This window comes from Limnohabitans sp. Hippo4, assembly GCF_003063605.1.
Classification (GTDB): domain Bacteria; phylum Pseudomonadota; class Gammaproteobacteria; order Burkholderiales; family Burkholderiaceae_C; genus Limnohabitans_A.
The window spans coordinates 792,423-813,884 of sequence record NZ_NESE01000001.1; the positions used below are offsets into that span (position 1 = coordinate 792,423).

Consider the following 21,462-nt stretch of genomic DNA (forward strand, 5'->3'; position numbering starts at 1 on the left):
GTTCTAGGGCGAAATCGACCAGAAATAATTGCGATTTAAGAGCCGCGGTAGGTCGAGTAACTCCAAGGGCTGACCAAAAGGGGCACGTGGTAGTGCTCAGCCACATGGGCCACCCCAAAATCGAGCGTCACCAGGTTCAAAAAGGACGGTTCAGGCAGCTGAACACCCTTGGCCTTGAAATAGGCGGCCACATCAAACACCAAGCGGTAGGTGCCCTTTTGCAAACTGGCGTTGTCGTACAGGGGCCCGTCTGGATTGCGGCCATCGGCATTCAGGTGAAAGGTCTTGACCAAGGTGGCAAATTGGCCCTCGGTGGTGTAGAGGCTGACCTGCATGCCTGCTGCGGGGCAGCCGTGCATGGTGTCTAAAACGTGTGTACTCAAACCCATGATGTGTCTTTCCTAAAACTTGTCGACTGAAAGTGTATACACTTTTGGCTTTTGAAGCTATCATGACTTTCATGGAAACCTCATCGACCCACGCCATTGTCAGTGCGCTGACCAAAGCCATTGTCGAGCATCGCCTGATGCCAGGCTCCAAATTGGCTGAGCAAAAACTGGCCACCCATTTTGGGGTGTCCCGAACCTTGGTGCGCCAAGCCCTGTTCCAGCTGTCCCAAAATCGCCTCATTCGCATGGAGCCAGCGCGCGGCGCTTTTGTGGCCGCCCCGTCCGCCGACGAAGCCAAACAAGTGTTTGCGGTTCGCAGAATGCTGGAGATTCAAATGACGCGCGAATTTGTGCGCGACATCACGCCGGCCAAAATTCGCGCCCTGAAGGCCCACACCAAACAAGAGAAAGAAGCTGTGGCGCAAGAGGATGTGCACGGCCGCACCGAATTGCTGGGCGATTTTCACGTGCGCATTGCCGAACTCATGGGCAACCATGTGTTGGCGCAAATTCTGGGCGAACTCATTTCTCGCTGTGCGCTGATCACACTGATGTACCAATCGCTGAATGCCGCACAGCACTCCGCACACGAACACGAAGCCATCGTGGAAGCCATGGCCAAAAAAGATGTGGAGCTGTCTGCAAAGCTCATGGAAGAACATTTGATTTTTGTTGAGAACAGCCTCAGCTTCGACAAAAAAATTCCCACCCACGACATTTCGCTGGCCCTGTCATGACCTATTCCGCTTACGACTCTACGGCGCCCTACCCGCGCGATCTTCAAGGTTACGGCCGCACACCACCCCACGCACAGTGGCCTGGTCAAGCGCGCATTGCCGTGCAGTTCGTTTTGAATTACGAAGAAGGTGGCGAAAACTCTGTGTTGCACGGCGATGCAGGCTCCGAACAATTTTTGTCAGAAATGTTCAACCCTGCCAGTTTTCCAGAGCGCCACATCAGCATGGAAGGCATTTACGAATACGGCTCGCGAGCCGGTGTCTGGCGCTTGTTGCGTGAATTTGAAAAACGCAAACTGCCTCTCACGGTTTTCGGTGTTGCCACTGCGCTGCAAAAACACCCCGACGTGTTGGCAGCTTTTCAAGAATTGGGCTACGACATTGCTTGTCATGGCTTGAAATGGATTCACTACCAAAACATTGACGAGGCCACTGAACGTGCGCACATGGCCGAGGCCATGGACATTTTGCAAAAGCTCAGCGGAGAGCGTCCGCTGGGTTGGTACACCGGCCGCGACAGCCCCCGCACGCGACGCTTGGTAGCCGACTACGGCGGCTTTGAATACGACAGCGATTACTACGGTGACGACCTGCCCTTTTGGATGAAGGTTGAAAAAAGCGATGGCCAAGTTGCACCGCAATTGATCGTGCCCTACACCTTGGACTGCAACGACATGCGCTTTGCATTGCCCCAAGGTTATTCACATGCAGACCCCTTCTTTCAGTACATGAAAGACACGTTTGATGCGCTCTACAAAGAAGGCGATCCTCAAGGTTTGAACCGCCCCAAGATGATGAGCATTGGCATGCATTGCAGGCTCTTGGGCCGTCCAGGTCGCATCACCGCTTTGCAACGATTTTTGGATCACATTCAAGCCCATGACCATGTGTGGGTATGCCGACGCCTGGACATTGCGCGTCATTGGAAAACAACCCACCCCTACACACCATGACGCTTCAATTAGAACAACTCAACAAAGCCTCCACCGAAGAAGCTTTGCAGCTGCTTGACGGTTTGTACGAGCACTCGCCCTGGATTGCGGAAGGCGCGCTCAAAATGCGACCCTTCGCTTCTTGGGCCCATCTGAAACATTGCATGGCACAGGTGCTCAGCGATGCCGGTCGCGAAGCCCAAATTGGGTTGATCCGCGCTCACCCCGAACTGGCTGGCAAGGCCATGGTGCGCAAAGAACTGACTGCGGAATCTACCAACGAACAAACCAAGGCAGGCTTGACGGAATGCACCGCAGAAGAGTTTGAAAAAATTCACAAACTGAATGCGGCCTACAAGCAAAAATTTGGCTGGCCTTTCATTTTGGCGGTGCGAGGCCCTCGTGGTGTCGGGTTGAACAAACACCAAATCATCGCTAGCTTTGAGCGTCGCCTGCACGGCCATCCCGATTTTGAATTGGCCGAGTGCTTGCGCAACATTCACCGCATTGTTGAAATTCGCTTGAACGACAAAACCGGCTGTCACCCTGACCAAGGCGATGAAGTGTGGGACTGGCACGAAGCATTGGCACAGCACAGCGACCCAGGTTTCAAAGAGAACGGCCAACTGACCGTGACTTACCTCACCCAGGCCCACCTGGCTTGTAGCGCCAGCATTCAGAGCACCATGAAATCTGCGGGTTTTGATGAGGTGTATGTGGACGCAGTGGGCAACGTGGTGGGGCGTTATCACCCTGCACAAGATGGCGCCAAGTACTTGCTCACAGGCAGCCATTACGACACCGTGCGCAACGGCGGCAAATACGATGGCAGATTGGGCATTTATGTGCCGATTGCCTGCGTCAAGAAATTAGCTTCAACAAAATCTCGTCTGAAATTTGGCATTGAAGTGGTGGCCTTTGCAGAAGAAGAAGGCCAACGCTACAAGGCCACCTTCTTGGGCTCGGGCGCCTTGGTGGGTCAATTCAACCCCGCTTGGCTGGACCAAATGGACGTCGATGGCGTGTCCATGCGAGAGGCCATGAAGCAAGCAGGTTTGAATGAACACGACATTCCCAAAATTCAACGCAATCCAGCAGATTACCTAGGCTTCATCGAAGTTCACATTGAGCAAGGCCCTGTGCTGAACGAGATGAACTTGCCCTTGGGCGTGGTCAGCTCCATCAATGGCAGCGTGCGCTATTTGTGCGAAATGATAGGCACTGCCAGCCATGCAGGCACCACCCCCATGGACCGCCGCCGAGATGCGGCCGCAGCGGTTGCTGAACTGGCGCTGTTCATGGAAAAGCGCGCCGCTCAAGATGGTGACTCGGTTGCCACGATTGGCCAACTCCAAGTGCCCAATGGCTCGATCAACGTGGTGCCTGGCAAATGCCTTTTCTCGATGGACATGCGCGCGCCCACCGACCCACAACGGGACGCGCTTGAACGCGATGTCTTGCAAGCCTTGGACGACATTTGCGAACGTCGCGGTTTGGTCTGCAAACGCGAAGCAACCTTGCGTGCCCCGGCCGCACCTAGCGCACCCGAATGGCAAAAGCGTTGGGAGAATGCGCTGAAAGACTTGGGCGTGCCCTTGTTTGTGATGCCAAGCGGTGCCGGCCACGACGCCATGAAGTTGCATGAGGTGATGCCCCAAGCCATGTTGTTCGTGCGCGGCGAAAACAGCGGCATCAGCCACAACCCTCTGGAATCCACCACCACAGATGACATGCAGTTGTGCATCGATGCCTTTGCCCATGTCCTGCACCACCTCGCTTAACATTTTCAAAATCACATGACTGCCTCCACCCAACAATACGCTCAACTCGATCAATGGATCGATGCCCACTTTGATGAGCAAGTGAAATTTCTGCAAGCCTTGGTTCAAGTGCCCACAGACACACCGCCTGGCAACAATGCACCGCATGCAGCCAAGACCACCGAACTCTTGAAAAGCTTGGGTTATGTGGCTGAGCAATTTCCAGTCCCTGAAGCAGAGGTCAAAGCCTACGGTTTAACCTCACTCACCAACCTGATTGTTCGCAGACCCTTTGGTGCAGGCGGCAAAACCATTGCTCTGAATGCACACGGCGATGTGGTGCCTCCCGGTGAAGGATGGACCCATCCTCCCTACGGTGCTGAAATTGAAAATGGCCACATGTATGGCCGCGCCACTGCAGTCAGCAAATGCGACTTCTCTACCTTCACCTACGCACTTCGCGCGGTTGAAGCCTTGCGCGATCAACAGCAGTTGGCACTCAAGGGCAATGTGGAATTGCACTTCACTTACGACGAAGAATTTGGTGGTGAAAAAGGCCCAGGTTGGTTGCTAGACAAGGGCGTCACAAAACCTGATTTGATGATTGCGGCTGGTTTCAGCTATCAAGTGGTCACGGCCCACAATGGCTGCTTGCAAATGGAAGTGACGGTTCACGGCAAGATGGCTCACGCAGCCATTCCGGAAACAGGCGTGGATGCTTTGCAAGCGGCGGTTCACATTCTGAACAAGCTCTACGCGCAAAACAAACGCTACCAACAGATCACCTCCAAAGTTGAAGGCATCAACCACCCCTACTTGAATGTGGGCCGCATTGAAGGCGGCACCAATACCAATGTGGTGCCCGGCACGGTCAGCTTCAAACTCGACCGCCGCATGATTCCAGAAGAAAACCCTCAAGAGGTGGAAGCCAACATTCGCGATGTGATTGCGCAAGCTGTAACGGAATTCAACCAAGGCCGCGCTCAAGATGCGCAAGTCCGCATCGACATCAAACGCTTGCTCATGGCGTACGCCATGAAGCCGCTGGCAGGCAATGCGCCTTTGGTCCAGGCCATCCAACAACATGGAAGCGACATCTTTGGTGAACCCATTCCTGCCATGGGTACCCCCCTCTACACCGACGTGCGCTTGTACGTGGAAAAAGGCATTCCTGGCGTGATCTACGGTGCAGGCCCCCGAACCGTGCTGGAATCCCACGCCAAACGCGCCGACGAGCGCCTGAATTTGGAAGATTTGCGCAAAGCAACCAAAGTGATCTCACGCACCCTTTTGGACTTGCTTCAGGGCTGAAGAACCAACTTAGGGCGTTTGCGACAACTTTTTAACCGATTTACGTCAAAAATCGTATACAGTTTGAAACACAAACGCCCTTCGAACCCCCCTCATAATGGCATTGATATTGCTTGTTGTTTTGCAATCTTTTGTCATACCCTTTTGGAGCTTTCATGAAAAAACGTTTCTTGCTTAAAACTACTGCAGCCTTGTTGGCTGCCTGCACATTGGGCTTGGCCCAAGCTCAAACAACGCCCATCAAGTTCCAATTGGACTGGCGCTTCGAAGGTCCTGCGGCCTTTTTCTTGACACCCGTCGCCAAGGGTTATTTCAAAGATGCGAAATTGGATGTCACAGTTGACGCAGGCAACGGTTCTGGCGGTGCGGTGACACGTGTGGCCTCTGGTAGCTACGACATTGGCTTTGCCGACTTGGCCGCGCTGATGGAATTCCACGCCAACAACCCCGACGTGCCCAACAAGCCTGTGGCCATCATGATGGTCTACAACAACACGCCTGCTTCTGTCATGGCGCTGAAAAAATCTGGCATCAAAACACCCGCCGATTTGGCTGGCAAGAAATTGGGCGCACCTGTGTTTGATGCAGGACGCCGTGCATTCCCCATCTTCCAAAAAGCCAACAACATTGGCAACGTGGCATGGACAGCCATGGACCCCCCATTGCGTGAAACCATGTTGGTTCGCGGCGATGTCGATGCCATCACAGGCTTCACCTTCACCTCTTTGCTCAACATCGAAGCACGCGGTGTGAAGGCCGATGATGTGGTGGTCATGCAATACCCCGATTTCGGCGTGAAGCTCTACGGCAACGTGATCATTGCCTCCCCCAAAATCTTGAAAGAAAATCCAGCCGCTGTGAAGGCCTTCTTGTCTGCTTTCACCAAAGGTGCGAAAGACGTGATTGCCAACCCTGCAGCCGCCATTGCGGATGTCAAAGCACGTGACGGCATCATCAACGTGGAATTGGAAACTCGCCGTTTGCAGTTGGCCATCGACACCGTCATCAATAGCCCCTCTGCCCGCGAAGAAGGTTTTGGTCAAGTCAAGGGCCCACGTTTGGCTTTGATGGCCTCCCAAGTTTCTGATGCCTTCAATACCAAAACCCGCATCAAGGCAGACGATGTGTGGAATGGTTCTTTCTTGCCTAGCGCCAAAGAACTCGACATCTTGCCTAAGCCCAAGAAGTAAATTCTGATCTCCTGATTGAACAAGGCGGCCTGTTTTGAGCACTCCCAATTTCGTTGATTTTCAAAATGTTTGGTTGGCCTACAACGACGAGTTGTTGGCCCAAAATCACTTTGCAGTTGAAGACATCAATTTGCAAGTCAAACAAGGCGAATTCATTGCCATTGTGGGTCCATCGGGCTGCGGCAAGTCCACCTTCATGAAGCTCACCACGGGTTTGAAAAAACCCAGCAAGGGGCAAATCATGGTGGACGGCCAGCCCGTCACAGGCCCCTTGAAAATCAGCGGCATGGCTTTTCAGGCGCCTTCTTTGCTGCCTTGGCGAACCACCCTCGACAACGTCTTGTTGCCTCTGGAAATTGTGGAGCCTTATCGCTCGCAATTCAAACAACGCAAGCCAGAGTTTGTCGAGCGCGCTCGCAAGTTGCTACAAACCGTTGGCTTGGCGGGTTACGAAGATAAGTTTCCTTGGCAACTGTCGGGCGGCATGCAACAACGCGCCAGCATCTGCCGCGCTTTGATTCATGAGCCCAAGATGCTGCTGCTCGACGAGCCCTTTGGTGCCCTCGACGCCTTCACACGCGAAGAGTTGTGGTGCATCTTGCGCGATCTTTGGACCGAACAAAAATTCAACGTGATTTTGGTCACCCACGATTTGCGCGAGTCGGTCTTCTTGGCTGACACCGTTTACGTGATGAGCAAAAGTCCAGGACGTTTTGTGGTCAAGCGAGAAATTGATTTGCCACGTCCACGCGATTTAGAAGTGACGTACACCCCTGAATTCACCAGCATCGTTCACGATTTGCGAGGGCACATTGGTGCCATTCGCAAAGCCGGTGCGGTCATCAACCAATAAGCAGGTGATTTGTGAACAAGAAAACGCTCGAAACATCTGCACCCTGGATTTTGTTGGTGCTCACGCTGCTCATTTGGCAAGGCCTCTGCAGTTTCTTCAACGTCTCGGAATTCATTTTCCCCAGCCCCTACCGCATTGCGCAGCAAACCATCGAGTTCCGTGATGTGATTGCCGCCCATGCATGGCGCACCTATTGGGTCACCATGGCGGGCTTTGGCATTGCCATCGTGGTGGGCGTCTTGTTGGGCTTTGTCATTGGCAGCTCGCGTTTGGCCTATGCTGCGGTCTACCCGCTCATGACCGCCTTCAATGCATTGCCCAAGGCAGCCTTCGTGCCCATCCTGGTGGTTTGGTTTGGCATTGGCATTGGCCCCGCCATCCTCACAGCCTTCTTGATCAGCTTCTTCCCCATCATGGTCAACATCGCCACCGGCTTGGCCACCCTTGAGCCTGAACTCGAAGACGTGCTCCGCGTGTTGGGCGCCAAACGTTGGGACGTCTTGGTCAAAGTAGGCCTGCCCCGCTCCATGCCTTACTTCTATGGCTCCTTGAAGGTGGCCATCACATTGGCCTTTGTGGGCACCACGGTTTCCGAAATGACAGCGGCCAACGAAGGCATCGGGTATCTACTGATCTCAGCAGGTTCTGCCATGCAAATGGGCTTGGCCTTCTCGGGTTTGGTGGTGGTGGGCGCCATGGCCATGGTGATGTACGAGCTTTTTAGTTACATTGAGAAGCACACCACCGGATGGGCTCACCGCGGCTCACACAACGAATAAAGCCAAAGCTTTCGGCCTTATTTTCAGATCGGCTCTAAAGGCTTGACCTTTCGAGCCGATTCCCTACGATGCACCGTTAAAACGCCAAGCCAGTTCGGCTTGGTCTTAACGCGTCCTTGCAGCAGGGAGTTTCTTTCATGACCACAACAGACGAGCATCAAGATCAGGCCAGGCCGGCAATCGTTGACCCGGGCACCCCCAATATCTGGGACATTCTGTTCTTGCTTCTCTTGGCATTCGCCTTAGTTTGCGTGGCTTGGGTGGGCGTGTTGTCGCATGAAGAGGGCAACAAGAATGAAATCACCAAACAAAATGGCGAAGCTTGGGTGAAATGGCTCAAGGACAACAGCGAACCCCGAATGCAAGAAGACTTTGCCATCGAAAGTTGTGCGGCCAGTGCCATGGAACGACGTCGCTGGGGCGATTGTTACAACGACATTCTCGAGAATGTGAAAGAAATCAAGGTTCTTAAGAATGCCTTCACTGGTGAATCTTTGACCTTCATTGCAAAGTGCGATCCGAAAGACAGAAGCACCATAGGCAACATCAGTTTAGAAAAAATAGTGCCCACACCGCCAGGTTCAGCAGTACCCACAGTTGCATCCCAATTGGTGGACATTGACGCCATCGATACGAAGATAGCCCTCAAAGTCACAGTATGTGACAAAGGTGGTTATCCCATCAAAGTTGACGAGTTTGAGTTTTAAGAGGTTTCAACATGGAAATCAAAAACATTGAAGCCCAACTGCTGAAGCACGAAGCAGAAATTTCGAGTGACCTGCCATTTCGAAAATGGCTATATGCATGGCTGTTAGACCCTCACATTGAAGGCAACTACCAAAAAACCATCGAACATTGGATTGGCTTGCTGATTGTGGCCAATTTGTTCGCACTGGTGTTCGAACATATCCCTGCCATTTATGAACCCAATCAATTTTGGTTTCATTACTTCGACGTAGCATCCGTCATCGTCTTCTCCATCGAATACATTCTTCGGCTTTATTTGGCGCCAGAAGACGACGAATTTAAAAAGCATCGCTTTTCCCGTCTGCGATACGTCAGCAGTCCTTTTGCGCTGATTGACCTCATTGCCATTCTGCCCTTCTTCTTGCAAGCCTTCGTCTCGATCGATTTGCGCTTCTTGCGGTTCCTGCGCTTGCTGCGAATTTTGAAACTTTTCCGAGTTTTAATTCCCGCCGTCAAAGAGTTCAGAAAAGCCAACCAAGGCAGAACCTTCCGCCAAAAAGTCCATGCGTTGGTATTCCCCAGTGAATTCGGTGGTGAGTTGCACCACATATTTGACACCTTCATTGTCATTTGGGTGGTGATTTCCGTGATTGCTGTGGTTTTGGAATCTGTGCACAGCATTCACTACCTGCTGAACCTTGAATTTCTGATTTTGGATGCTATTGCGGTGAGCGTGTTCACCATGGAGTATCTTTTGCGCTTGTATTGTTGCGTGGAAGAACCGGGTTATCAAAAAGCCGTAGCCGGCCGTTTGAAGCTGGCCAAGTCAACATCATCCATCATCGACCTTTTGGCCATCGCACCCTTCTTTCTTGAAGTGTTTTTGCACCATTTGTTCGACTTGCGATTCATGCGAGTTTTCCGACTGCTGCGACTGCTCAAATTGACACGCTACACAGGGGCCACTCAATCATTGTCAAAGGTTGTGGCACGGGAATGGCCCGTGATGGCGGCATCTGCATTCATCATGTTGCTTCTGGTTGTCATGACTGCCAGCTTGGGTTATCTCTTTGAGCACGAAGCGCAACCTGAAAAATTTGAAAACATTCCCCAATCCATCTATTGGGCTGTGATCACATTGGCTTCGGTGGGTTACGGTGACATATCACCTGTAACGCCCGCTGGGCGCGCCATGACCATTGTGCTGGCGCTGATCGGTATTGGTATTTTTGCCATCCCGGCGGCCTTGCTGTCAGCAGCTTTTGCCGACCAACTGAAGTCAGATCGCGAAGCGCTCGTCAACACCATCTACGAAATGCTTGCAGATGGGCACATTGATGAAGAAGAAGCGGAATTCATCAAATCAGAAAGCAAGCGTCTTCACCTGACCGATGACGATTTGCGGCGCTTGGTCGACAAAGCCAAAAAAGAACGTGAGTTGATGGACGACGTGTCGATCTTGCCTTTGCATAAAATAGCATCGAATCCCGAACACACCATTGAGCACTTCAAATATCTGCTGGGTCAAATCAGGCAACTGAATTTGCTGGCCGACCAAGAACAACTCAACGAAACCTTGGACAAGCCTGACCGCTTGACCTCTTCCGATAAACAACTGTGGCGCTTGATCAACCGTCAAGAAGCACCACCCACCTGAAGACAAGCATGTATGGCATGGCGCGCTGAACTCCAATTGGATTACACACTCGATTCACAGCGCACCGTTGCCAGACATTCGCATCAGGGTCCGCTGCGCATCCTCAAAAGCCTTTACCCCGAAGGCGACGCCATTTGCCACAACGTCTTGGTACACCCACCCGGGGGTTTGGTTGGCGGTGACACCATCGACATTCAAATCTCTGTTGCTTCTGGTGCCCATGGTTTGGTCAGCACGCCAGGCGCCACACGGTTTTACAAATCAGGCGGCCATCCGGCCTTGCAACAAGTTGTTGCCCATGTCGCCGATCAAGCACGGCTTGAATGGTTGCCCTTAGAGGCCATTGCCTACAACGACTGCGAAGGCACCAACCGAGCTGTATTCAACTTGGCGCCAGGCGCTGAATTAATCACATGGGATGTGACCGCACTGGGTCTGCCCACCTCGGACCAAGCTTTCAAGCAAGGCCATTTTCAACAGCACCTGGAAATTCCAGGGGTTTGGTTGGAACGTGGCAACATTCAAGGCACCGATGCGCGATGGCTCAACAGCCCACTGGGTTTGGCCGGACAAAAATGTTTGGCCAACTTGGTCTTTGCGTGTGGATCGCCCATTGCCGCTGAACGCGCAGAACGCGCCTTAGAGGCCGCACGGCTGGTGATAGAGGCTCACCCCTTGAAACTGCAGGCAGGCATCACCTGTGCTCACCCGCAGGTCCTTGTGCTGCGTGTCATGTCGCCTTTGGTAGAACCCACCATGGATTTGCTGAAGCAAGTCTGGGCAACTTGGCGCCACACCCTGTGGAACCTGCCCAGCGTGCCGCCCAGAATTTGGAGCGTTTAAATGGCCACCAACTGTCGAATGCCCTTGGCCTGCATTTCATGGCCCGGGCCTCTGGCAATCACTTCGCCGCGTTCCATGACCAAGTAAGCATCGGCCAGTTCTTCGGCAAAGTCGTAGTACTGCTCGCACAGCAACACGGCCATGCGCTGACCCTGCATGCCTTCATCCGCCAGCTTTCGAATCACGCGGCCAATGTCCTTAATGATGCTGGGCTGAATGCCTTCTGTGGGCTCATCCAAAATCAGCAACTTGGGCTTGGCGGCCAAAGCGCGCGCAATGGCCAACTGCTGTTGCTGTCCGCCCGACAGGTCACCGCCACGGCGGTGCAGCATTTGTTTCAAGACAGGAAATAGTTCAAACAATTCCGCGGGAATGGGCGTGCCACCAGGCTGTGTGGCCAGACCCATCATGAGGTTTTCTTCAACCGTCAGCCGTGCAAAGATCTCGCGGCCTTGCGGCACATACCCCACACCCGCATGAGCGCGCTCGTAGGGCGTCGCCTTGGTGAGGTCTTGCCCACCTAAAACCACCGCGCCACTTTTGATGGGCACCACACCCATCAAGGACTTGAGCAACGTGGTTTTACCGACGCCATTGCGCCCTAGCAACACTGTCACTTCGCCCTGTTTGGCTTCCAAACTCACATCGCGCAAGATGTGCGAACCACCGTAGTACTGCTGAATGTTATTGACCGTTAAATTCATATCACCTCGCCTCAACGGCCCAAATAAACTTCAATCACACGCTCGTCCGCTTGCACTTGGTCCAGGGTGCCTTGTGCCAGCACAGAACCATCGCACAACACAGTGACGATGTCAGAGATCGTTTTGATGAAGCCCATGTCGTGCTCCACCACCATCAAAGAATGCTTGCCTTTCAAGGTCAAGAACAACTCGGCAGTTCTTTCGGTTTCGTGATCGGTCATGCCGGCCACGGGTTCGTCCAACAACAAGAGCTTGGGGTCTTGCATCAGCAACATGCCAATCTCGAGCCACTGTTTCTGACCGTGACTTAGATTGCCCGCTTGCGTCAACACACTGTCGGCCAAATGAATGGTGTGCAAGACCTCCGCCAATCGGTCTGATTGCATCGAGTCCAACTTGAAGAACATGGACGCTTTCACACCCTTGGGTGTTTTGAGCGCCAGCTCCAAGTTTTCGAAAACGCTGAGTTGCTCAAACACGGTGGGCTTTTGGAATTTACGACCAATTCCCAATTGCGCAATCTCGGGTTCGTTGTGGCGCAGCAAGTCGATGGTGCTGCCAAAGAACACTTGACCTTCATCTGGGCGCGTTTTACCCGTGATGATGTCCATCATGGTGGTTTTGCCAGCGCCATTGGGGCCAATGATGCAGCGCAACTCACCAGGGGCAATGTCCAATGACAATTTGTTGATGGCTTTGAAACCATCGAAGCTGACGCTGACGTCTTCCAAATACAAAATGCGACCGTGCGACACGTCCACTTCCCCAGGCGTGTGAATGCGACCATAGCTGGCATCGCGTCCGCCCGATTCAGTGGCTGTCGAAGAATAGGCTTCTGGGGCATGCGCAGCGGCACGCTGCGCGCCTTGTTTCATGAGGTCAGGGGTCATGAACGGCCTCCTTTCAATCGCTGCACCAAGCCCACCACACCCTGTGGCAAGAACAAGGTCACGGCAATGAACAAAGCGCCTAAGAAATACAACCAAAACTCTGGTGCAGTGACTGTCAGCCAACTTTTGGCACCGTTGACCAAGAACGCACCCACCACGGGACCAATCAGACTGCCACGGCCACCCACTGCAGCCCACACGGCAATTTCGATCGAATTGGCAGGGCTCATCTCACCCGGATTGATGATGCCCACTTGGGGCACATACAAGGCACCCGCGACACCGCACATGACAGCAGAGATCACCCAGATGCTGAGCTTGTAGGGCAAGGGTGAATAGCCAGAGAACATGACACGGGACTCCGCATCACGAATGGCTTGCAAAACGCGTCCAAATTTGCTGCGAATGAGCCACCGGGCCATCAAGAAAAAGCCGAGCAAGGTGATGCCGGTCAACACAAACAAAATCATGCGCATGTTGGGTGTGGCCAAAGGCAAATCCAAAATCCGTTTGAAATCGGTAAAGCCATTGTTGCCACCAAAACCGGTTTCATTGCGGAAGAACAAAAGCATGGCCGCAAAGGTCATGGCCTGCGTGATGATGGAAAAGTACACCCCTTTGATGCGCGAGCGGAAGGCAAAGTAACCAAACACGCCCGATACCACCGCAGGCACCAAAACGATCAACAAGAGTGTGGCCACAAAGCTGTCCGACAACATCCAATGCCACGGCAACTCTTTCCAATCTAAGAACACCATGAAGTCGGGCAAGTTGCTTTTGTAATTGCCATCGGTGCCAATCTGGCGCATGAGGTACATGCCCATGGCATAGCCGCCAATGGCGAAAAACAATCCGTGGCCCAAAGACAAAATGCCGGTGTAACCCCAGATCAAATCCATGGCCAAAGCGCAAATGGCGTAGCACATGATTTTGCCAACAAGGCTGACAGCGTAATCGCTGAAATGCAACCAGTGACCCTGTGGCACGACCAGGTTCATCAAGGGAACGCACAGGCAAACAAACAACAATGCCACCCAGAAGGCTGTCCAGCCTTTGCCCGTGAACAAAGGTTCACGACCCGGCAATTCAATTTTTGAAGTATTCAAGTTTGTCATCTCAAGCCTCTGCACTCCGACCCTTCATGGCAAAAATTCCTTGCGGGCGTTTTTGGATGAAGATGATGATGAACACGAGGACACAAATTTTGGCCAGCACGGCACCTGTCACACCTTCCAAGAGCTTGTTGACCAAGCCCAAGCCAAGGGCTGCATACACAGTGCCAGCCAGTTGCCCCACACCGCCCAACACCACCACCATGAAGGCATCGACGATGTAGTTCTGTCCTAAGTCAGGCCCCACATTACCCACTTGACTGAGGGCACAGCCCGCCAGGCCAGCAATACCCGATCCCAAGGCAAACGCATACGTGTCAATGCGCGCCGTGTTCACGCCCATGCAGGACGCCATGGGACGGTTTTGCGTGACACCGCGAACAAACAGACCTAAACGTGTTTTGCCAATCACCAAAGACATGGCCAGCAGCACAGCCGCAGCAAAAGCAATGATCACCAAGCGGTTGTAGGGCAATGTCAAATTGGACAAGACTTGAATGCCGCCACTCATCCAAGCGGGGTTTTCGACACCCACGTTTTGCGCGCCGAACAAAGAGCGTACCGCCTGCATCAAAATCAAACTGATGCCCCATGTGGCCAATAGAGACTCCAAAGGCCGGCCATACAGATGACGCAAAACGGTGCGCTCTAAAAATGCACCCACCAAAGCAGATGCCAAGAAAGACAAAGGCACAGCCAGTAACAGGTAGGCATCAAAGTAACCCGGCAAATACTGACGGAAAAGCACTTGCACCACATAGGTGGCGTAGGCGCCAATCATCATCAGCTCGCCGTGGGCCATGTTGATCACGCCCATCAAACCATAGGTGATGGCCAAGCCCAAGGCCACCAGCAAAAGAATAGAACCCAAGCTAGCGCCAGTGAATAGCGCACCCAGGCGTTCACCGTTTTTCAGGGCACCTTCAATGGCTGTGAGTGATTTGCGAAGCTGTGCTTTCACTTGAGCATCGGTCTCTTCAGCCAAGCGTTGATTCAACAGAAGTTGCGTATCGGGCGTTTGACTCTCAGCCAAACGCTGCGCTGAAGTCAAGCGAACAGCCGCGTCGGTATCGCCCAATTGGGCTGCCGCTTTGGCAAGTTGTAAAAGGTTTTTGAGGGAAGCGTCTTGCTCTTGTGCTAATGCTTTGTTCAGCATAGGCAACTTGCTGGCATCAGGTTCTTTGAGCAAGGCCTTGATAGCCTGCTGACGCATGGCGGTGTCTGCACTGAATAATTTCAGCGCAGCCAATGCCGTTTCAATTTCGCCGCGAAAGCGGTTGTTGCTCACCACATCTTGTGCATCGGCGGGCAAGTCTTGTTTTTGCCCCGTAAGTGGATCGAGTGCTTTGCCAGCGCCAAAGCTGTCTCGCACAATCCAAATTTTGTCGCCTGCAACTTTGACCGCATCGTCGGCCAAAGCTTGCAGGAACACCAAGGTGTTTTCATCGCCCTGCGCCACCACTTTGTTCAGGGTTTCAATTCTTTGATCGGTCTCTCCGTCAACCAATCCTTTCATCTCTGCCAGGCTCATGGCCTTTGCAGGGCTGGCCATGAAGGTCATTGCCAAAGATGAAACCAGGATGAAGATCACTGGCCAAGTTCTAAATCGAATCATGTTTCGTCTTTGCGAAATTCAAAAAAAAGAGAAAGGACGACGCCGTCCTTCCTCTAGGACGAGCTTCAAAAATTACTTCTTGACAGGTTCGTCAGGCTTCACGTCGTTGCCAGGAATGTAAGGGCTCCATGGCTTGGCTTTCACAGGACCTGGTGTTTTCCAAACCACATTGAACTGGCCGTCGGCTTTGATTTCGCCAATGAACACAGACTTGTGCAAGTGGTGGTTTTTCTCATCCATCTTGGATGTGATGCCACTTGGCGCTGTGAAAGTTTGACCTGCCATGGCAGCAATCACTTTGTCTGTTTCAGTTGACTTGGCCTTCTCAACAGCTTGCTTCCACATGTTGATACCAATGTAGGTGGCTTCCATCGGGTCATTGGTCAAAGGCTTGTCTTTGTGACCAGCGATGTTTTTAGCCTTGGCGTAAGCAGCCCACTTTTTGGTGAACTCGTCGTTGGCGGGGTTCTTGATGCTCATGAAATAGTTCCATGCAGCCAAGTGACCGACCAAAGGCTTGGTGTCCACACCACGCAGTTCTTCTTCACCCACAGAGAATGCAACCACAGGCACGTCTTTGGCCTTCAAGCCTGCATTGCCCAATTCTTTGTAGAAAGGCACGTTGGAGTCACCGTTGATGGTGGACACCACGGCTGTTTTACCGCCAGCTGAGAATTTCTTGATATCAGCCACGATGGTTTGGTAGTCAGAGTGACCGAAGGGCGTGTATTTTTCGTCGATGTCAGACTCTTTCACGCCTTTGCTCTTCAAGTAAGCGCGCAAAATTTTGTTGGTGGTACGGGGGTACACATAGTCAGTGCCAAGCAAGACCCAACGCTTGGCAGCGCCGCCGTCTTTGCTCATCAAATAGTCAACAGCTGGAATGGCTTGCTGGTTAGGTGCAGCGCCTGTATAGAACACATTCTTTGACAACTCTTCACCTTCGTACTGCACGGGGTAAAACAGCAAGCCGTTCATTTCTTCAACCACGGGCAACACAGATTTACGTGACACAGAAGTCCAGCAACCGAAGATGACAGACACTTTGTCTTGACCCAAGAGCTGCTTTGTTTTTTCTGCAAACAAAGGCCAGTTAGAAGCAGGGTCAACCACCACGGGTTCCAATTTCTTACCCAACACACCGCCTTTGGCGTTGATTTCATCGATGGCCATCAACACGGTGTCTTTCAACACGGTTTCAGAAATGGCCATGGTGCCAGACAAGCTGTGCAAGATGCCCACTTTGATGGTGTTAGAGGTTTGAGCTTGTACTGAGAAAGACAAGCCACCTGCCACAAGCGCAGAAGCCAGGGCCAAGGCTTTGAGATTGCCACGACGATTCAACATAAGAGCACTCCAATCAGAAAAAGAAGGTTGGTAAACAAGCGAAGAACTGCAACGCTGTGTCACCTTCTGCAAGGGCTGTGCCAACCCATTGGTTTTCCCTTGGTTTCAGAGGGAACAAAAATGAATCATGTGAAATTTCTTAAACTTAATGCCTAGAGGTCATGCAGCGACATGCACGCGACATCGGCCTGAATGAACCAATTTTGTGCATCGCAAACCAAATTGCACCAAAAAACTTCGCGCACAGTTGCGGTGCAAGACTTGGATTCAGAATTTCTTGGGGCATGCTAGTTGCTTGAGTTAAGCTTGAATCTGATTTTCTAAAGAGTGCACCATGGAACTCACACCCCGCGAAAAAGACAAACTCCTGATATTCACGGCCGGCCTTCTGGCTGAAAGGCGAAAAGCCCGGGGCCTCAAGCTCAACTACCCCGAAGCTGTGGCCTACATCAGCGCCGCCGTCATGGAAGGCGCCCGCGATGGCAAAACTGTGGCGCAGTTGATGAGTGAGGGCCGCACCCTGCTCACCCGCGCAGACGTGATGGACGGCATTGCCGAGATGATCCCCGACATCCAGGTGGAAGCCACCTTCCCCGACGGCACCAAACTGGTGACCGTGCATCAACCCATTGTTTAAGGACGACACCATGATTCCCGGTGAACTGATCACAGACGACGGTGTGCACACCCTCAATCCAGGCCGCAGAACCCTCACGCTGGTGGTGCAAAACGGTGGCGATCGCCCCATTCAAGTGGGATCGCACTACCACTTTGCTGAAACCAACGGTGCCTTGGTCTTCGATCGCACGGCCGCCCAAGGCATGCGCTTGAACATTGCAGCAGGTACAGCGGTCCGGTTTGAACCCGGCCAGCAACGCACCGTTGAATTGGTGGACTACAGCGGACATCGCGAGGTCTATGGCTTTAGAGCATTGGTAAACGGCGCATTGCCTGCCGCAAAAGGAAATTGATCATGGCGACCATTGGCAAACGCGCTTACGCAGAAATGTTTGGCCCCACCGTGGGTGACCGAGTTCGCTTGGCCGACACAGACTTGTTGATCGAAGTTGAAAAAGACTTCACCTTGTTGGCGGGCGGTTACGGTGAAGAAGCCAAATTTGGCGGCGGCAAAACCATCCGCGACGGCATGTCGCAATCACAACGAACACGCGATGGCACGGGCACAGGCCCGCAAGCGGGCGGCGCGGTCGACACCGTCATGACCAATGCCTTGATCATCGATCACTGGGGCATTGTGAAGGCCGACATTGGCCTCAAAGGCGGCCGCATTGTAGCCATTGGCAAAGCAGGCAACCCTGATACGCAACCCGGCATTGACATCATCATTGGCCCCGGCACCGAGGTCATCAGCTGCGAAGGCAACATCATCACCGCTGGCGGTATCGATACGCACATCCACTTCATTGCCCCTCAGCAAATTGAAGAAGCTTTGGCCAGCGGCGTCACCACCATGATCGGTGGCGGCACGGGCCCAGCCACTGGCACCTTTGCCACGACCTGCACACCCGGCGCATGGAACATCGAGCGCATGATGCAAGCGGCTGATGCCTTTCCCATGAACTTGGGATTTCTCGGCAAAGGCAATGCTGCATTGCCCGGCTCACTGCATGAACAAATCAATGCAGGCGCCATTGGCCTGAAACTTCACGAAGACTGGGGCACCACACCTGCCGCCATCGACAACTGTTTGAACGTGGCCGAAGAAACCGACACACAGGTTGCCATTCACACAGACACCCTGAACGAATCTGGTTTTGTGGAAGACACCGTGGCAGCCTTTAAAGGGCGCACCATTCACACCTTCCACACTGAAGGTGCAGGCGGCGGTCATGCCCCCGACATTTTGAAAGTGGTGGGCGAAGCCAATGTGCTGCCTTCCTCTACCAACCCAACGCGACCCTACACCATCAACACCCTCGATGAACACGTGGACATGCTGATGGTTTGCCATCACTTGGACCCGTCCATTGCCGAGGACTTGGCATTTGCCGAAAGTCGCATTCGCAAAGAAACCATTGCTGCCGAAGACATCTTGCATGACTTGGGTGCCATCAGCATGTTCAGCTCCGACAGCCAGGCCATGGGCCGTGTGGGCGAGGTGATTTTGCGTTGCTGGCAAACGGCTCACAAAATGAAAATGCAGCGCGGCAAGTTGCCGGGCGACACGGATCGCAACGACAACGCGCGCGTCAAGCGCTACATCTCCAAGCTTTGCATCAACCCCGCCATCGCGCACGGCATCAGCCACGAAGTGGGCAGCATTGAAGTAGGCAAGTGGGCCGATTTGGTGGTCTGGAAACCTGCATTCTTTGGCGTCAAGCCTGCGCTCATTCTGAAAGGCGGCTTCATTGCCATGGCGGCCATGGGTGACCCCAATGCCTCCATCCCAACGCCTCAGCCTGTGCACTACCGCCCCATGTTTGGCAGCTATGGGGGTGCGTTGGCGCGCGGGTCACTCACTTTCGTTTCGCAGGCCGGTCTTGCAGCTGGCATTGGTCAAAAGTATGGTTTGCAAAAAACCTTGTCTGCCGTCAAAGGCATTCGCGGTGTGGGCAAGCGTCACATGATTCACAACGACTACGCCCCCAAAATGGAAGTGGATGCGCAAACCTATGCGGTGCGTGCAGATGGTTTGCTGCTCACGTGTGAGCCAGCCGTGAGCTTGCCCATGACGCAGCGTTACTTCTTGTTCTGATCAGGCGCCCGGTCTTTCCATGCTCACCTGCTCAAAAGTAATTGCACAAGGTCAAGGCTTGGCGCAGGCGCTGATCAAGCGCGCGCCAACGGTGTCTTTGGATTGGGACGTTCGACAAAAGAGCCGTTTTCAAACAGAAGACTCCACGGGTCGCGTGCTGTCAGTGTTTTTGCAACGCGGCCATGTGGTGCGCGGCGGTGATGTATTGGTGGCAGACGATGGCAGTTTGATCAAGGTGGAAGCAGCGCCGCAAACTTTAATGCGCATCACAGCCTGCACGGCACATGGCTCTCCCTTTGATCTCACACGCGCGGCCTATCACTTGGGCAATCGCCATGTGCCCATTGAACTTCACCCCAATCACCTCCAAATTGAACCCGACAACGTGTTGGCAGAAATGCTTCGCGCCATGCATTTGATGGTGAACACTGTAGAAGAAGCATTTGAGCCCGAAGGCGGCGCATATGGTTCTCACCATGGCGGGTCAGGTCACAGCCACAGTGACGAAGCAGCGCACGGTCATGGACACGACCACGCTCACGGCCATTCACATCACGACCATGGCCACTGAACTTCTCCAACTCATTTGGTTGGCTTCGCCTGCTTTGCCGGTGGGCGGCTTCTCTTATTCTGAAGCCTTAGAAGCTGCCATCGATCACGAGCACGTCCATGACGAAGACTCCTGTGCAGATTGGCTGGCCGATCAACTGCATCTGTCGCAGGCCCGAGGTGACATGGCCCTGATGGCGCAAGCCATTCCCGCTTGGCAAGCCATGAACACCGATCGATTGAAAGATTTAAGCCAGTGGGTTCACACCACTCGCGAAACGCACGAAATGCGATTGCAAACCGAGCAAATGGGCAGGTCCCTGTTGGACTGGTTGCGCATTCAAAACAAAGCCACAGAGACCGCATTAAAGCTGTGCAGCGAAATGCGCCCCACCTACCCCATGGCCATGTCTTTGGCCTTGTCGCTGGCCAATGCACCGCTAGATCAAGCGCTTCAAGCCTATGCCTTTGGCTGGGCCGAAAACATGACGCAAGCCGCACTCAAAGCAGTTCCCTTGGGCCAGGTATCTGGCCAAAAAATACTGGCCCGCTTGGCCCAAGAAATTCCCGATGCTGTGCAACACGCCATCGCTTTAAGCGATGACCAACGCCAAGCTTTTTGTCCCATGCTGGCTGTGATGTCGGCCAGACACGAAACCCAATACTCCAGACTCTTTCGATCATGACTGCACTGCACCACATTCCCAACCGCACCAAAAAACTGCCACCCCTTCGCGTGGGCATAGGCGGCCCTGTAGGCTCCGGCAAAACCACCCTCTTGGAAATGCTCTGCAAAAGCATGCGCCAAAAATGGGACTTGGTGGCCATCACCAACGACATCTACACCAAAGAAGACCAACGCTTGCTCACCGTCAGTGGCGCGCTGGATGCCGATCGCATCATGGGCGTTGAAACCGGCGGCTGCCCGCACACCGCCATTCGCGAAGACGCGTCCATCAACCTTGAAGCCATCGACCGCATGCTGAAAAAATTTCCGAACGCCGACGTGGTGTTCGTGGAAAGCGGTGGCGACAACTTGGCCGCCACATTCAGCCCCGAACTGTCCGACCTCACCATCTACGTGATTGACGTGGCCGCCGGCGAAAAAATCCCCCGCAAAGGCGGCCCTGGTATTACCAAGAGCGACCTCTTCGTCATCAACAAAACCGACCTGGCCCCCTACGTCGGCGCCGACCTCGACGTGATGCATGCCGACACCACCCGCATGCGCACCACTGCCAAAGGCCTCAAACCCTTCGTCATGACCAACCTCAAAACCCAAACCGGCCTGGCCGACGTCATCGCCTACATCGAAACCCAAGGCATGCTCGTTTAATTTAAATGGGGTCAGATCAACATTAATTTTCGCCCTCGCTGCCTGAAACGCCCCA

The 21,462-nt window shown here is 53.4% G+C and carries 22 protein-coding genes; 16 read left to right on the forward strand and 6 right to left on the reverse strand.

Features of this window, described 5'->3' with window-relative positions; translation table 11 throughout:
* Window positions 1-35: 35 nt before the first annotated feature.
* Window positions 36-389 carry a hydroxyisourate hydrolase gene (uraH, locus tag B9Z46_RS03630; RefSeq protein WP_108254558.1) on the reverse strand — a complete coding sequence of 118 codons (354 nt, stop codon included), beginning with the start codon at window positions 387-389 and terminating at the stop codon, window positions 36-38.
* Window positions 390-451: 62 nt separating this feature from the next.
* Here uraH and B9Z46_RS03635 point away from each other — a divergent pair, with 62 nt between their 5' ends.
* The 10 genes from B9Z46_RS03635 (at window position 452) to B9Z46_RS03680 (ending at window position 11,138) form a co-directional block, all read left to right on the forward strand.
* Window positions 452-1,126, forward strand: a complete 675-nt coding sequence (locus tag B9Z46_RS03635; protein ID WP_108254559.1) for a GntR family transcriptional regulator — start codon at window positions 452-454, stop codon at window positions 1,124-1,126.
* Complete coding sequence (gene puuE / locus B9Z46_RS03640; protein WP_055360150.1) at window positions 1,123-2,079, forward strand: allantoinase PuuE; 957 nt, start codon at window positions 1,123-1,125, stop codon at window positions 2,077-2,079. The genes B9Z46_RS03635 and puuE overlap by 4 nt, the downstream gene beginning before the upstream one ends.
* The gene (gene uraD, locus B9Z46_RS03645) at window positions 2,076-3,839 is read left to right on the forward strand and encodes a 2-oxo-4-hydroxy-4-carboxy-5-ureidoimidazoline decarboxylase (protein ID WP_108254560.1); all 1,764 of its coding nucleotides are present in this window, start codon (window positions 2,076-2,078) and stop codon (window positions 3,837-3,839) included. The genes puuE and uraD overlap by 4 nt, the downstream gene beginning before the upstream one ends.
* 15 nt (window positions 3,840-3,854) lie before the next feature.
* Entirely contained in the window at window positions 3,855-5,129 is a 1,275-nt protein-coding gene (locus B9Z46_RS03650) for an ArgE/DapE family deacylase (protein ID WP_108254561.1), read from the forward strand.
* A 155-nt stretch (window positions 5,130-5,284) separates the two neighbouring features.
* Window positions 5,285-6,319, forward strand: a complete 1,035-nt coding sequence (locus tag B9Z46_RS03655; protein WP_108254562.1) for an ABC transporter substrate-binding protein — start codon at window positions 5,285-5,287, stop codon at window positions 6,317-6,319.
* Window positions 6,320-6,353: 34 nt separating this feature from the next.
* Window positions 6,354-7,172: an ABC transporter ATP-binding protein gene (locus B9Z46_RS03660; RefSeq protein ID WP_055360146.1), complete on the forward strand. Its 819-nt coding sequence runs from the start codon at window positions 6,354-6,356 to the stop codon at window positions 7,170-7,172.
* A gap of 11 nt (window positions 7,173-7,183) precedes the next feature.
* The gene (locus B9Z46_RS03665; RefSeq protein WP_055360145.1) at window positions 7,184-7,951 is read left to right on the forward strand and encodes an ABC transporter permease; all 768 of its coding nucleotides are present in this window, start codon (window positions 7,184-7,186) and stop codon (window positions 7,949-7,951) included.
* A gap of 137 nt (window positions 7,952-8,088) precedes the next feature.
* Window positions 8,089-8,658 carry a hypothetical protein gene (locus B9Z46_RS03670; RefSeq protein WP_108254563.1) on the forward strand — a complete coding sequence of 190 codons (570 nt, stop codon included), beginning with the start codon at window positions 8,089-8,091 and terminating at the stop codon, window positions 8,656-8,658.
* 11 nt (window positions 8,659-8,669) lie between these two features.
* A complete protein-coding gene (locus B9Z46_RS03675) occupies window positions 8,670-10,295 on the forward strand; it encodes an ion transporter (protein ID WP_108254564.1) in 1,626 nt (541 codons plus the stop codon).
* A 12-nt stretch (window positions 10,296-10,307) separates the two neighbouring features.
* Window positions 10,308-11,138 carry an urease accessory protein UreD gene (locus B9Z46_RS03680; RefSeq protein ID WP_108254565.1) on the forward strand — a complete coding sequence of 277 codons (831 nt, stop codon included), beginning with the start codon at window positions 10,308-10,310 and terminating at the stop codon, window positions 11,136-11,138.
* Here B9Z46_RS03680 and urtE read toward each other — a convergent pair.
* The 5 genes from urtE to urtA form a co-directional block, all read right to left on the reverse strand.
* Complete coding sequence (urtE, locus tag B9Z46_RS03685) at window positions 11,135-11,842, reverse strand: urea ABC transporter ATP-binding subunit UrtE (RefSeq protein ID WP_108254566.1); 708 nt, start codon at window positions 11,840-11,842, stop codon at window positions 11,135-11,137. The genes B9Z46_RS03680 and urtE overlap by 4 nt on opposite strands.
* 11 nt (window positions 11,843-11,853) lie before the next feature.
* Entirely contained in the window at window positions 11,854-12,732 is an 879-nt protein-coding gene (urtD, locus tag B9Z46_RS03690; protein WP_108254567.1) for an urea ABC transporter ATP-binding protein UrtD, read from the reverse strand.
* Window positions 12,729-13,838 (reverse strand): urea ABC transporter permease subunit UrtC, encoded by a 1,110-nt coding sequence (gene urtC, locus B9Z46_RS03695; protein WP_369907408.1) that lies wholly within the window; start codon window positions 13,836-13,838, stop codon window positions 12,729-12,731. The genes urtD and urtC overlap by 4 nt, the downstream gene beginning before the upstream one ends.
* A gap of 10 nt (window positions 13,839-13,848) precedes the next feature.
* The gene (urtB, locus tag B9Z46_RS03700; RefSeq protein ID WP_369907409.1) at window positions 13,849-15,459 is read right to left on the reverse strand and encodes an urea ABC transporter permease subunit UrtB; all 1,611 of its coding nucleotides are present in this window, start codon (window positions 15,457-15,459) and stop codon (window positions 13,849-13,851) included.
* Window positions 15,460-15,531: 72 nt separating this feature from the next.
* Window positions 15,532-16,803, reverse strand: a complete 1,272-nt coding sequence (gene urtA / locus B9Z46_RS03705; RefSeq protein WP_055361884.1) for an urea ABC transporter substrate-binding protein — start codon at window positions 16,801-16,803, stop codon at window positions 15,532-15,534.
* A 337-nt stretch (window positions 16,804-17,140) separates the two neighbouring features.
* Between urtA and ureA the strand changes: the two genes are divergently transcribed.
* The 6 genes from ureA to ureG are packed head-to-tail and all read left to right on the forward strand — an operon-like array spanning window position 17,141 to window position 21,407.
* Window positions 17,141-17,443 carry an urease subunit gamma gene (ureA, locus tag B9Z46_RS03710; RefSeq protein ID WP_055360138.1) on the forward strand — a complete coding sequence of 101 codons (303 nt, stop codon included), beginning with the start codon at window positions 17,141-17,143 and terminating at the stop codon, window positions 17,441-17,443.
* Between the two features lie 10 nt (window positions 17,444-17,453).
* Complete coding sequence (locus tag B9Z46_RS03715) at window positions 17,454-17,777, forward strand: urease subunit beta (RefSeq protein ID WP_055360137.1); 324 nt, start codon at window positions 17,454-17,456, stop codon at window positions 17,775-17,777.
* 2 nt (window positions 17,778-17,779) lie between these two features.
* Window positions 17,780-19,522, forward strand: coding sequence for an urease subunit alpha (ureC, locus tag B9Z46_RS03720; RefSeq protein ID WP_108254569.1), 1,743 nt, complete (start codon window positions 17,780-17,782; stop codon window positions 19,520-19,522).
* Between the two features lie 19 nt (window positions 19,523-19,541).
* Entirely contained in the window at window positions 19,542-20,093 is a 552-nt protein-coding gene (gene ureE / locus B9Z46_RS03725) for an urease accessory protein UreE (RefSeq protein WP_108254570.1), read from the forward strand.
* Window positions 20,044-20,757 carry an urease accessory protein UreF gene (locus B9Z46_RS03730; RefSeq protein ID WP_233245898.1) on the forward strand — a complete coding sequence of 238 codons (714 nt, stop codon included), beginning with the start codon at window positions 20,044-20,046 and terminating at the stop codon, window positions 20,755-20,757. The genes ureE and B9Z46_RS03730 overlap by 50 nt, the downstream gene beginning before the upstream one ends.
* A complete protein-coding gene (gene ureG / locus B9Z46_RS03735; RefSeq protein ID WP_055361883.1) occupies window positions 20,751-21,407 on the forward strand; it encodes an urease accessory protein UreG in 657 nt (218 codons plus the stop codon). Before B9Z46_RS03730 ends, ureG begins: the two co-directional genes overlap by 7 nt.
* The last annotated feature ends 55 nt before the right edge of the window (window positions 21,408-21,462 follow it).